General features: G+C 37.2%; 11 protein-coding genes. 4 read left to right on the forward strand and 7 right to left on the reverse strand.

Annotated elements, in window-relative coordinates; genetic code table 11:
- Nucleotides 1-105: 105 nt before the first annotated feature.
- Nucleotides 106-2259: a DNA helicase RecQ gene (gene recQ, locus BFL01S_RS15965; RefSeq protein WP_061786283.1), complete on the reverse strand. Its 2154-nt coding sequence runs from the start codon at nt 2257-2259 to the stop codon at nt 106-108.
- A 179-nt stretch (nt 2260-2438) separates the two neighbouring features.
- Between recQ and BFL01S_RS15970 the strand changes: the two genes are divergently transcribed.
- Nucleotides 2439-3083: a DUF3231 family protein gene (locus tag BFL01S_RS15970; RefSeq protein WP_235859253.1), complete on the forward strand. Its 645-nt coding sequence runs from the start codon at nt 2439-2441 to the stop codon at nt 3081-3083.
- Nucleotides 3084-3131: 48 nt separating this feature from the next.
- Nucleotides 3132-3458, forward strand: a complete 327-nt coding sequence (locus tag BFL01S_RS15975) for a YflT domain-containing protein (protein WP_025910230.1) — start codon at nt 3132-3134, stop codon at nt 3456-3458.
- 14 nt (nt 3459-3472) lie between these two features.
- Here BFL01S_RS15975 and BFL01S_RS15980 read toward each other — a convergent pair whose 3' ends face one another.
- The 3 genes from BFL01S_RS15980 to BFL01S_RS15990 all read right to left on the reverse strand — a co-directional run bounded on the left by BFL01S_RS15980 (nt 3473) and on the right by BFL01S_RS15990 (nt 6897).
- Complete coding sequence (locus BFL01S_RS15980) at nt 3473-4165, reverse strand: metallophosphoesterase (protein WP_025910231.1); 693 nt, start codon at nt 4163-4165, stop codon at nt 3473-3475.
- A gap of 107 nt (nt 4166-4272) precedes the next feature.
- A complete protein-coding gene (locus BFL01S_RS15985) occupies nt 4273-4734 on the reverse strand; it encodes a YrvL family regulatory protein (protein WP_025910232.1) in 462 nt (153 codons plus the stop codon).
- Between the two features lie 87 nt (nt 4735-4821).
- Complete coding sequence (locus tag BFL01S_RS15990; protein ID WP_061786284.1) at nt 4822-6897, reverse strand: DNA topoisomerase III; 2076 nt, start codon at nt 6895-6897, stop codon at nt 4822-4824.
- 435 nt (nt 6898-7332) lie between these two features.
- On the opposite strand from BFL01S_RS15990, the gene BFL01S_RS20125 reads away from it, so the two are divergent.
- Entirely contained in the window at nt 7333-7551 is a 219-nt protein-coding gene (locus tag BFL01S_RS20125) for a UPF0715 family protein (RefSeq protein ID WP_231882772.1), read from the forward strand.
- 513 nt (nt 7552-8064) lie between these two features.
- Here BFL01S_RS20125 and BFL01S_RS15995 read toward each other — a convergent pair.
- The 3 genes from BFL01S_RS15995 to BFL01S_RS16005 are packed head-to-tail and all read right to left on the reverse strand — an operon-like array spanning nt 8065 to nt 11810.
- Complete coding sequence (locus BFL01S_RS15995; protein WP_061786285.1) at nt 8065-9411, reverse strand: MFS transporter; 1347 nt, start codon at nt 9409-9411, stop codon at nt 8065-8067.
- 18 nt (nt 9412-9429) lie between these two features.
- The gene (locus tag BFL01S_RS16000) at nt 9430-10992 is read right to left on the reverse strand and encodes an FGGY-family carbohydrate kinase (RefSeq protein WP_061786286.1); all 1563 of its coding nucleotides are present in this window, start codon (nt 10990-10992) and stop codon (nt 9430-9432) included.
- A gap of 41 nt (nt 10993-11033) precedes the next feature.
- Entirely contained in the window at nt 11034-11810 is a 777-nt protein-coding gene (locus BFL01S_RS16005) for an SDR family oxidoreductase (RefSeq protein ID WP_025910238.1), read from the reverse strand.
- 228 nt (nt 11811-12038) lie between these two features.
- On the opposite strand from BFL01S_RS16005, the gene BFL01S_RS16010 reads away from it, so the two are divergent.
- Entirely contained in the window at nt 12039-13163 is a 1125-nt protein-coding gene (locus tag BFL01S_RS16010) for an ROK family transcriptional regulator (RefSeq protein ID WP_025910239.1), read from the forward strand.
- Nucleotides 13164-13165 lie beyond the last annotated feature (2 nt).

The raw sequence follows: 13165 nt of genomic DNA on the forward strand, positions 1-13165 counted from the left end.
TGCGCTACGGCCACTCGCTTTCCAAACGGTTTTTCCCAATCAACAAAAAGCCTGAACGATTAAAAGTTGTGAACTCTCAATCGTTCAGGTATAGTAGGGGCTGAACTACTTATGTCTCAGTCTCTCTTCTTTGTTCATACGACGCAAAAATAAAGCGACCTTGATCATAAAATACGTAACCTCTTCAGGTACGGCTTCTTTAATTGGCTTTAGCTTATCATCTCCGACCAATTCAACCGCTTCGTTGACAAGCTCTTGCTGTTTAGTTGTTAAAATGGTATGCCAATCTATTTCGTAACCTTCTTCGGCACATTTAAATAAATGATTTTCAACTGTTTGCGTACTTAATTCTCGCTTTGCTGCAATCTCTTGAATGGAGGAACCCTCTCTCCACATTTGATAAGACTCTAGATGAGACCCTTGCTTAGATGCACTTTTTGCTTTTTTTTCCCTCTGTACTTCAATGATCTGCCTCTCCCGGTCAGGGTGTTCAGCGCAAAAGCTCACAATCGCTTTAATAAAGCGATCTCCATACTTATCGAGCTTTTGGGAACCTACTCCTTTTACATTCTCAAACTCAGATACCGTCTCAGGAAGCTTTGCACACATATCCCGAAGCGTATCGTCTGAAAAAATAACAAAAGGAGGAACGTTTTCAAGCTCGGCTATTTCTTTTCGTAAAGCGCGCAGGTGCATAAACAGCTCATCATCCTGCACAAGCTGATTCACTTGAATTTGTTCTTTTCTCATTACTTTTTCTTCACCAAGAAGTACCCCTTTCCCCTTAGCTGCGACAGAAAGAGTTGGAAAAGACCCTTGTCCAACCAAAATATACTGCTCTGAAATAAGAAATTCGATAAACTCACTTACTTCTTTTAACGACTGCTTGCTCATTACTCCATAGGTAGAGAGTTGGTCAAAGCGAAAGTCTAGAATCTTTTTGTTTTTAGAACCCGTTAATACTTGAGCAATCATTGTCTTACCAAAACGCTCTCCCATTCGAATCATACAAGATAAAACCTTTTGTGTATCAACCGTTACATCAACAGCTGTACGAGTATCTGTACAGTTGCTACAGCGACCGCAAGCATGAGCTTCCTCTTCACCAAAGTAGTGTAAAATGTATGCCTGCAAACATTCTTCTGTGTGACAATAATTTACCATTTGCTGTAGCTTCTCCAGATCTTGAACAAGCTTTCCTGAATGGTTAGTTGACTGCTCAATTAAAAAGCGCTGAATGCGAATATCCTGAGCCGAATATAAAACTATACACTCACTCGGCAAACCATCTCGCCCTGCGCGACCCGCTTCTTGATAATAGCTTTCCATGTTTTTTGGAAGCTGATAGTGAATGACGAAACGAATATTGGACTTGTCAATTCCCATTCCGAAAGCAGAGGTAGCAACCATAAGGGTTACGTCATCCTGTAAAAAGCGGTTTTGCTCATGATCTCGACTTGATGCACTCATTCCAGCGTGATATTTCCCCACTTGTATACCTAAGCTTTGCAAATGTTCATGTAAACTGTCCACTTCTTGGCGCGTTGCGGCATAGATAATACCAGCTTCTTGCTCATTTTTCTTTACATACTCATCGATATAAGATAGACGGTCTTGCCCTTTAACAACGGTAAACGACAGATTAGAACGCTCAAACCCTGTCATGACCGTATTTTGTTCCTGAATTTGTAAAGCTGTACAAATATCTTCTCGAACCTGAGGCGTAGCAGTAGCCGTCAGCCCAACCACTATTGGCTTGCTCGGTAGCTCGGAAATTAAGCTGCTGATGCGTAGATAGCTAGGCCTAAAATCATGGCCCCACTGTGAAATACAGTGTGCTTCATCAACCGCGATTAAAGGGATAGGTAACGATTTAAGTTGCTCAAAGAAAAACGGTGACTCTAGGCGTTCCGGTGCTATGTATAAAAGTTTATACACACCAAGAGAAACTTCTTCTACTCTCTCTTCCACTTCTGACGATGTGAGTGAGCTGTTAATATACGTTGCTGATATTCCAGCTTCATTCAGCGCGTCCACCTGATCCTTCATTAGGGAAATCAGTGGCGAAATAACGATTGTTGTTCCTTCTAATAAAAGTGATGGGATTTGATAACAAATGGACTTCCCTCCACCTGTAGGCATGATACAAGCGGTATTATGACCTTCTAAAATATGACGTATCGTCTGCTCTTGCCCTTGGCGGAAGCTGTCGTAGCCAAAATAAGTTTTCAACTGTGATAACGCTTTTTCAAATAACAAAGAAATTCCTCCTTACAAAATACATATCGGGGAATAAGCGAAGAAATTATCTTGTGGGTAATGGATTCATTTTATCAAAAAGTACTAGGAGTTCCTAGAAAATCTTTTGTTTCTTTAGACAAAGTGAGTATTATTTCTTAAAAAGGAAATAATTTAAATATACAAAAAATGTAAAATAATTGATTGCATTGATTCACACTATTGAAGCATTAACAACGTATTTAAAAACAATTAACACCAACAAGCACGAACCATTACATATAGGAGAAGCTATGGGATGCTGGCTTTATTTTACTACGCTTACCGAAGAAATACCGGCCGTTGAAACGTCTTTACATACAACAACAGATAAAACGCTATTAGAACTTGCTCATGAATCAAAACTGTTAGCTTTGACTCAGCGAGATAAGCTCAAGGAATTCATGCTACAAGAAGGGATACCACTTTCTGATATTCCAGCTCCAAAACCAAAATCTGATCCTCACCAAATACCTCTGGTTGTACGCGCAACAGATTCTGAAATTGCTAATTTAATGTCAGAATCTGTTGCTTCGAACATCATTATGTGCAGTACAAACATTAGTCAATCCATCCGTAATGATGTTGGTATGCTCTGGCTAAAGTTTCATAGTGAAAAGGTTGCCTTTGGCTTTAAGGTAAAAGAAACACAGCGGGAAAAAGACTGGTTAAAAAACCGCCAAGCTACACTCCTCCGGGTTCTTAAATTCACATGTGTAAATTTTTTCGACATTTTTGGTTTAACTTTCTCCAAAACGTCTATATACATAGCAAGGAGATTGATATTCTCCTTAAAGAACGAATGAACTTAACCATTAGCACGTTGCACGTACTAAAACTAGGAGGTTTTACAAATGACAAACGTAAAAGTAGTCGAAAATGGTGTTCAGGCAAAAGAAACGATTGATCAATTCTTACGAAGTGGATATACGAAAGATGAAGTTTATTTGCTCGCACATCACAAAGAACGCTCCAAGCATTTAACAGACGCAACGGATGTAAACAACATTGGATTATCAGAACAAGGACTAACTGATTCAGTCGCAAACATTTTCCGTTCACGAGGAGATGAGCTTCGTTCAAAAATGGAATCGCTTGGGTTATCTCAAGTAGAGGCTGAAAAGTATGAAGAAGAATTGGACAAGGGTCGCGTTTTAGTCGTGGCCAGTAAAAGTGCATAATTAAAAAGACGCGACTAGTAGTCGCGTCTTTTTACCTGTTTTTCCTTAATCGTTTTCAATGTGAAATCATATTCCCAAACGCTTGAAGTTGTTAATTCTACACATGCTAATCTCCCTTTGCTCACAACCTGAGCTCCGAGGTCGATTCCAATTCTCGCCCCGTCAAACGCTACGTTCGGTGCCGGCGTATGTCCGTGGACAACAGGTTTACCGTTTGTTTCTTGCAGGAGGCGATTAATTGGCGTTTGATAAAACTCTTTGCGGGGTAGCCACAAGTTGCTTCTATTAATAAAAGCAGTTTTATAAGGTAGTTGAAAGCCAGCATGCGCATAAACGTATTCATTATCTTCAAAAATAAGAGGTAGGTCTTTTACCCACTGAATGGCTTCATCAATACCCTGTTTCCCAAATGCTTCAATAATGGTGCTCGAAGAACGTTGCCCACCAAACTGCGACCACATCGGATTTTTACCTTCAATATACCAAAGCATCATTTCTTCATGATTTCCGATTGTGACGTGAACGTGTTCATACGCTTCATTTAATCTTTTTATTTCTTTTAAAACTTCACCGCTATAGGGACCACGATTAATCATATCTCCTACGATTACGAGCTGATCTATGTTTGGGTTAAATTTCACCGCCTCTAATAAACGCATCATTTCATAATAACTGCCGTGAATATCACTTATTGCAAATTTTCTCACGCTGCCCTCTCCTTTTTACTTCATGAATCTATTATACGCATAGGCCAGTTGGTTTTGAACTCGCTAAAAAAGCCGCTAATGCTAGCGACTTTTTTAATCACAAGATTTTATGTATTGTTTTCAATCTTTACTTTTACGCTCCCAACCTTGAGGTCGAGCCCATAATCAATGATAAACAAAATGGAAGCTAAGATAAATTCAGCACCAAAGGATAGCGTAATTCCTTTAACGAATGTATCCGCTGTGTAAACAGCAAACCAAGAGAACCAAATGTCGATAGTGGCAATTAAAATGAAGCGGCTTAAAGCTGATGTAGCGAAGGGTTTAAATAGTGAAATCAGCGCTCTAGAAAGTAAATCTACTATGCTTCCAACAATCAGTACAAGCAAAACAAACCATAAAAAAGCACCTGTTGTTGTATACGTAACTCCCACAAATTTAAATATGCCTAAGAGACCAAAAAAGTATACTCCTGCGATAACAACAAGCGCTACGATGATAATTAGCGTAACGAATGAAATCGCAATTACCTTGGACATCATATCTTCTTTTTTCTTTTGTTTTCTCATTCTATCTCCTTTACTGTTAGGGTTAAGTTAAATTATACCAAAAACCAACAAAAAAAGGGCTAGAAAAATCTAGCTCCTTCTTTCTTGTCACTCTTTTTTCTTCAGCGCTTGCTTTAATGCATCCCCTAAGCTTGAGCCAAAGTCACTGTCGTCACTGTATTTATTAAGCAGTTTTCTTTCTTCTCGCTTCGTCATTTTTTTCTTTTTGTCTTCTGCTTTTTCAACAACTTGACACTGACGACATTGGAAATACTTACCTGCTTTTCCGTCGTGAATTTCCATCTTTTTATGGCACTGTGGACAGCGACGATTGGATAACTTTGGATCTTTAGAACGTCGGTAGCTACATTCAAGGCTAGAGCAAACAAGTACTCTCCCTTGCTTTGTCTTTTTCTCTTTTAAGAATGAGCCACATTCTGGACATTTTGATCCTGTTAAGTTATGAGGCTTATACGTTTCTTCACTCGTTTTTACCTGCTGCACAAGCTTTGCTGTTTGCTTACGAATGTTAGCTAAAAATTCTTTTGCGTTTCCTTTTCCTTTTGCAATTGCTTCTAGCTCTCGTTCCCATTTGGCTGTTAAATCAGGTGATTTTAGTTCATCTGCTACAAGCGAAATAAGCTGCTTTCCTTTTGGCGTCGGATGCAGACGGTTATTTTGTCGATCAATGGACTCATTTTGTAATAGCTTCTCAATAATATCAGCACGAGTTGCTGGCGTTCCAAGATTATGCTTTTCCATTTGAGCAAGTAAATCTGCTTCTGAATGACGAAGAGGTGGTTCTGTTAAAGCATGCTTCATTTCAACCGATTTAATGGATAAAGCAGCGCCTTCTTGTAAATGAGGTAACGATGCCTCTTCTAAATCACTATTAGTTACTTGTTTAAATCCAAGGTTTATCATTCGTTTTCCTTGTGCTACAAGCTGCTCTCCGTTCGCTTCAAGCTCTACTTTTACCGTTTCAAATTCGTACGCAGGGTAAAATAGTGCCATGAAGCGCTTAGCAATTAAATCATACAGTTTGCGCTCATCCGAAGATAAATCCTGCAAGAAGACAGGCTGGTCGGTTACGATAATCGCATGGTGATCGCTGACTTTTTCATTGTTCACTACGCGTTTTGGCAGCTGTGCATTTTTAGCAATCAGCGGCCTCACTTCTTCTTTATAGGCACCTGATACGGCTTCTAATCGCTCTTTCATCGTTCCAACCATATCCGTTGTGAGGTAGCGAGAATCTGTTCGTGGGTAGGTTACGAGCTTGTGTTGCTCATATAATTTTTGTAACACGTTTAACGTCTTTTTAGCTGAAAATCCGAAGCGCTTGTTAGCATCTCGCTGCAGTTCATTTAAATCGTATGGAAGAGGCTGTGCTTCTTTCATTACTTTCTTTTTGACATGCTTAATTATGGCTTCACCCGCAAGTTTATCACGAAGTTCTTTTGCTTTTTCTTCATTAAAAATGCGCTTTTCTTGGCCGCCTTGCCACTTTGCTTCAAACCCAGGTAAAACTGCGGTTAACGTCCAGTACGGCTGCGGCTTGAATGCTTGAATTTGCTGTTCCTTTTCGATAATCATGGCTAGAGTTGGAGTTTGTACCCTTCCTGCTGATAAAGGCTCTTCATACTTTGTTGTTAGCGCACGGGTAACGTTGAGGCCAATTAGCCAATCTGCTTCTGAGCGACAAACAGCTGAATCATACAGGCGATTAAACTCTTTTCCAGGCTTTAGTTCTCGAAACCCTTGCTTAATCGCTTTATCTGTTTGAGATGAAATCCACAAGCGTCTAAATGGCTTGTTCCATCTTACTTTTTCCATGATCCATCTCGCAACAAGCTCTCCTTCGCGCCCTGCATCTGTTGCAATAATTAACTCTTTGATGTCGCTACGTTTAGCCAGTTGAGAAACTGTTCGAAACTGTGGGCTTGTTTTTTTAATCACCTTCAGTTTCATTTTCTCTGGCATAATCGGTAAATCTTCCATTCGCCACGTTTTATATTGATTATCATAATCTTCTGGTGTTTGCAATTCAACCAAATGACCTAATGCCCATGTTACGACATATTCAGGTCCTTCAATATAGCCTTTTTTCGTTTGAGTGCAGCCAAGTACACGTGCTAAATCTCGCGCAACGCTTGGCTTTTCTGCTAATACAAGTGATTTCATTTTATGTATACCTCCAATTCACTTGTTCCATTATACATGTATTATGATTGTTTGTGTATGATTAGATAAGTTTACATAATAATTTTATAGTCTATTATAAATAAAAAAACCATAGTAAAAGCCATCCGTCAAAAGACGAATGGCTAACTGTATATAAAATCTCATTCTATCTCTTTTTTTATTTATAGTGTCCATACTATTTCTTCTCTTTACTTCCTACAATCACCTTCTTAACTTGCCTCAAGACTGATCTATGATTTTATGTCGGGTTTAACATTATTTACTGTAAGCAGTGTTTACTTATCGCTCATATATTATAGTAACAGTAAATTCTTTATTGTAGACAAAAAGGAGATGCTCAATCGGTGACATTTAAGGAGACTTTCACTTATCACGCTAATTCCTTATTCTCTAATAGCAGTACCACTACAAGTATTGTTAAATAAATGGCCTAAGAAATTTAATATCCTCTACTTGTTAATTTACTGTTTGATAGCTACTCTATTTCTTTATGTTTCCTATAAGCTTAAAGGAAATTGGTCTACTCCAATTAACAATCATGGTGTCATCTTGGCATTTGCAGTAAGCGCAGCAGTTATATACTGGTTTTGGGATTCTATTATTATGAACAGGGATGAGTATCCTTATTATTAAAATTAAGACTAATTCCTTAACTAATTTATATAGAACTGATTATTGATGGATTTTCATTAAATTCAAGTCACCATAATTCATGTTATCGAAAGTAAAGAAGCTCACTTATAAAAAGTGAGCTCTAAAATGAATACTAAGCCTATTCAATCAATAGCGCAATATTCCTCCCGAATGGTTCTTCTCTTTTTCCTCATAAAAATCCCCTCGGTAGTATACAGAATAGATTGCTTTCTTTTACTTGTCTACCATAAGAGAAACATACCATATTTCGCAAAGTTTTTTATATAAAAACTCTTTTTAAATCCGGTTCAAGAAAGCTATTAAATAATTTTTAAAACGCTTTCAATTATTTGTTTATATTTCGGAAAATAAGAGACCCTGATTAAGTTCTATATAGCTCTCTATTGAATTAAATCTTATTTTGTTAAATTAATCCCAATTAACGTAGGTTGATCGCTACTTCTATAAAATTTTTTCAGCCCTGTTTATCCTGATTTCAATGAATGTGTTCTATTAAAGATTTATAACTTTTTCGTTAGTTAATGAGCGTCGACGCTCAAGTTCAACATCCATTGCTGCACGCTTAGCATCGAGGTTATAAAACCACATTGTTATTCCGATAAGTAAACAAATAGCCAAGGGTACCCATATAAAAACAAGTTCAATATAGGTTAAAGTGGTTGAACTTTGTATAGCATTTGGCACATAACCACCCATTTTTAGAATAACTCCTACGAACGCACTTCCCAGTCCGAGACTTACTTTTACAAAAAAACCTTGAAAAGCAGCAATCATACCCGCAATACTTCTATGATTTTTGTACTCTGAATAATCGATAATGTCTGGTTGAATCGCAAATGTGATGCCAAAGATACCATAAATTCCGAGTCCGGTTATCGCTAGTCCTGCTATGAGTAAAAGAGGGGAAGTTTTTCCGAGATATATTACTAAATCTCCGATAATATAAATGGCAGTACTCATAAGCAATACATTCTTCTTTGTCATCTTTTTTTGAAGCCAAGGTAAAATAATTAACATGGGTAGCCCTGATAGAATTCCGAATAGACCAACGAAAGTTAACCAGCCTTCATGTCCAAGATTATACGTAAAGTAATAGATTACAGTCGTATTTCTTATGACAAAAAGGGCGAAATAGAGAAAATTCACAATAAAAAAAATAAATGCTTGGTCCGTTAACCCTTTAAAATCTTGTTTAAAAGAGGATTTCCCTGGTTGAGTCGACGGTGGAACAACCTCTTTCGTATTCATAAAAGTGAACACAAATATTAACATTGCTGCAATGGCATAAATGCTCATCGTAATTAAAAATCCTTTTTGTGGATCTCCATGTCCGAAAAATTTTACTAGTGGCGTTGTAATGGACATTACTAAAGCAGTTCCAATCAATGCACAAATCATTCTTGTCGACACTAACCAATTTCGTTCATGGTTATCTGAAGTTAACCTTGGTACAATTGTATTCAGTGGTATATTTACCACTGTATAAGCAATGTTCAACAAACAATAAGTGGCATAGGCCCAAATAATTTTCCCCATCATATTGAAATCAGGAACAATAAAAGTCACTATAGTAAATAGAGCAAAAGGAATAGCTCCTATCAGGAAATAGGGTCTTCCTTGACCCCATTTCGTATGCGTTCTATCAACCAACACCCCCATCCCAATATCTGCAAAAGCATCAATTATTTTTGTTACTAACATTAAAGTACCGGCCACTGCGGCTGTTATTCCAAAAACATCGGTATAAAAAAACAAAAGGTAAGATGCCATTGTGCTAAATACCAAATTGCATCCTAAATCGCCAACACCATATCCAATTCTCTTTTTCCATTTATCCATGTGTATTACCCCACAATTTTAAATTGTTTTTTGTAGTATAGGATCTTCATAGTTTTCGAATGAAAGCCTTGTTAGCGTTCTCATATCATTTTTTAAATTATTGTATATAGATTTGTAAACCTTGTAATAGTCATTATACTTCTCATGACTCTTCTTATTTGGCATGATTTTTTCATCTAACACTTGCCATTGTTTCACATCTTCATAAGATAACAGCCCTGTTCCAATTCCAGCTAGCATGACATCTCCCATATTTGCCTCTACATCATGTATTGGACAAACAATCGGATAGCCAGTTACATCAGCAAAGATTTGTCTCCACAATTTTGATTTTGTTACTCCCCCAGCAAGCAGGATAGATTTACCCAAATTTTCTCCAGTCGCTTCCATTGCATCTCGCAAAGAAAATGCGACCGCTTCCAAAAATGCACGGTAAATATGAGCTTTTGTATGGGCTAATGAAAGTCCCACAATCGTCCCCTTTGCATCTGAATCCCAAACAGGACTTCTTTCTCCCATAAAGTAAGGAAGTACAATTAGGCCTTCACTACCAACAGGAATGGTTCCTGCTTGTTCATTTAACGCATCATAGGCATTCTTCCCCCCGGATTTTTCCACTTCAACTTCAAATTGACACATTGTTTGACGAAACCATTTTACAATCGCTCCTGCGGTAGCACCACCAGCAAAATAATAAGAAAGCCTTTTTGCGTCGTATAGATATGGCCAAACAATCAGATCTTTTCCTTTCACTGGTTTGTCTGAAACCAATGCTGCACACATTGAAGTTCCAATTGCTGCTGCATAAACACCTGGTTCAAATACACCAAGCCCAATATTTGCTGCACCACAATCAATACCACTTGCTATCACAGGCATTCCTTTGGAAAGCCCCAATTCAACTGCAGATTCTTTCGTTAATCTACCGACAATGTCTGTTGATTCTACAATTTTCTTTGGCATCATTGACAGAGGAATACCCATCTCTTCCATCAGTTCTTTAGACCAGCTTCTATTGTTCATATCAAAAATACCGCCGATATTCCCTGCAGAAGAATAATCAATCGCAATTTTCCCTGTTAGTTTATAAATAACGTAATCATTTGGGGGCAAAAACAGCTTTGTCTTTTTCCAGTTTTCTGGTTCATGCTTTTTCATCCATAAGATTTTGGTATAACCATAATAGGGATCAGCTCCATTGTGAGTAATTTCTAAAAGTCTTTTTTCTCCAATATTATCTAAAACCCATTTTGTTTCTTCTTCTGCTCTACGATCCATCCAAATCATACAAGGTCTCACCGGTTCCATATTTTCATCCAAAGGAATACCAGAACCACCATACAAACCACTGATAGCAATTCCTTGTATTTTTTCCGCAGCAATCCCTGATTTCTGCACTGTATTTCTAATAGAAGTTTTGGTAGCCTGAAGCCATACTTCAGGCCATTGTTCAGCCCATAATGGCTTTGGGGTTAATACATCATATTCCTGTAAGTCTTGGGCAATTAGATTACCTTCTGTATCCATTAAAATTGTCTTGGTACCGGATGTTCCAATATCTGTACCGAGTAAATAATGCATATATAGCCCTCCAATCTTGAAAATTAGAATCTGTTAGTCTATTAAATACAAGTAAAAGCACCATCTACTACAAAGTCTGCTCCTGTGGTGAAGCTGCTAGTATCTCCAGCAAGATAGACACATATAGATTGAAGTTCTTCTGGTCTTCCCATTCTCTTAAGGGGAGCCATTTGATTCCATTGCTCGATTAATGGCAGCAAACTTGGAGAATTTAATGTAAGTTCTGTACCCATATAGCCTGGGCTAATACAATTTACACGTACATTTCTTGTAGCCCATTCTACTGCCAGAGATTTTGTCAACTGAATTACTCCTGCTTTAGAAGCATTATAAGAACACTGGGGCTGAGGTACGTTCACAATGTGGCCTGACATAGAAGCCGTATTAATAATAGAACCGCCACCTTGCTTTAACATTATTTTTCCAGCTGCTTGAGCTGTTAAAAACACACCAGTTAGATTAATATCAATGACCTTTTTCCACTGATTAAAAGTCATTTCTTCTGCAGGTACATTCATACAGATTCCAGCATTACAGAAGGCAACATCTATACGACCAAAAACGTTAAGTATTTTTTCAATCATGTTATCTACATCTTCTGGTTTTGTGACATCGGCTTCAATTGCAATCGTTTCAACCTCATGATGTTCTTTTAACTCAGCTGCGGTTTTTTGAGCTGCTTCAAAATCCAGATCCACAATTGCTACATCGGCTCCTGCTTCAGCAAAAGCGATTGCAACACTCTTTCCAATACCTCTTGCTCCACCTGTGACAAAAATTTTCTTTTCATCTAATCTCATTTTTTCAATGATCCCCATATTTAATTCCCCCACTTTAAATAAAGTAGTTTTATAAAATAAATTTATAAAACTACTTTATATAATATATCCTTTTTATGTATGAGTCAATATAAAGAAATAGAAAAAGGTAAATATACCCTTCACTTACTTTGCGAAAGTTGTTATTGCATCAGCTTCTGTGATATATTTTAATTGAAGTTAAAAGAAGAAATTTTATAAAATTTTTTTATATAATGAGGTTCTTTCATGGATAATAACATTACATTTAAAGATATAAAGAAAAGTAATTACTCGGCGATCTACCACCTTATTTATCAAAACGAGAGACTCTCCAAACAAGAAATTGCGAACCAACTTCATCTGAGTTTACCAACTGTAACCCAGAATTTAGTTCGTTTGGAAAAGGAAAAATTAATTGAAAAGAGTGGACAGTTTGAATCCTCTGTTGGTAGACGTGCAGTTGCTTATGCAATATGCCCACAGGCTCGTATTAGTATTGGTGTTGAAATTCTCAAAAAGACAGTTTGCATTTTAGCAATTGATTTGCTTGGTATTACATTTAAAAAAACGAAACTATCAATCAAATATTCAAATACAGACCGTTATTTCAAAGAAGTTAGCGATGCTGTAGATGATTTTATCTCGTCTCTTAATGTGGAAAAAGAGCAAGTTCTTGGTATTGGTTTTGCAGTACAAGCTTTAACATCAACTGATGGTAAGAGTATTACATATGGAAAAATATTAAACTGTACAGGTTTAGATATTCAGGTATTTTCACAGCATCTAGATTATCCTTGTGTGTTTTTCCATGATGCAAAGTGTGCAGCTACTACAGAACTGTGGATTAGAAATGATATTGGAGACATTATCTATTTGTCAATAGGTACCCATCTTGGGGGGGCTCTTATTATAAATAATCAAATTTATATGGGAAGAGAAGGGCATAGCGGTACGGTAGAACATATGACGATCGACCCTCATGGAGACCCATGTTACTGTGGAAAAAAAGGGTGTATGGAAACATTTTGTTCTGTTAGTGCCCTGTTAGAAGAAGATGAATCACTAGAATTCTTCTTTAAAGAATTACGATCTGGGAACACTTCCTATCAAGAGAGGTGGACTTCATTTTTAGATGTTTTAGCATTTTCAATCAATAATATTCATCTTGTTATTAACAGAGAGTTTATTCTAGGTGGACATATATCTCCTTACTTAAAAGAAAAAGACATTGAATTTCTTCACAAAAAAATTTATGATAAAACCCCATTTCCAAGTAATGAGGCCTTTATTCATATTAGCCGTTCGCCTGAAAATGGAGTTCCTATAGGTGCTGCTATACCATTCGTTCAATCTTTTTTAAATACAATTTAATT

The sequence above is a fragment of the Priestia flexa NBRC 15715 genome (genome assembly GCF_001591565.1).
Classification (GTDB): Bacteria; Bacillota; Bacilli; order Bacillales; family Bacillaceae_H; genus Priestia; species Priestia flexa.

Coding starts and splice junctions, on each gene's coding strand:
- BFL01S_RS16010 (WP_025910239.1), top strand. CDS start 12,039: ATGGATAATAACATTACATTTAAAGATATAAAGAAAAGTAATTACTCG.
- BFL01S_RS15990 (WP_061786284.1), bottom strand. CDS start 6,897: ATGAAATCACTTGTATTAGCAGAAAAGCCAAGCGTTGCGCGAGATTTA.
- BFL01S_RS15985 (WP_025910232.1), bottom strand. CDS start 4,734: ATGAGAAAACAAAAGAAAAAAGAAGATATGATGTCCAAGGTAATTGCG.
- BFL01S_RS15975 (WP_025910230.1), top strand. CDS start 3,132: ATGACAAACGTAAAAGTAGTCGAAAATGGTGTTCAGGCAAAAGAAACG.
- BFL01S_RS16000 (WP_061786286.1), bottom strand. CDS start 10,992: ATGCATTATTTACTCGGTACAGATATTGGAACATCCGGTACCAAGACA.
- BFL01S_RS16005 (WP_025910238.1), bottom strand. CDS start 11,810: ATGGGGATCATTGAAAAAATGAGATTAGATGAAAAGAAAATTTTTGTC.
- BFL01S_RS15995 (WP_061786285.1), bottom strand. CDS start 9,411: ATGGATAAATGGAAAAAGAGAATTGGATATGGTGTTGGCGATTTAGGA.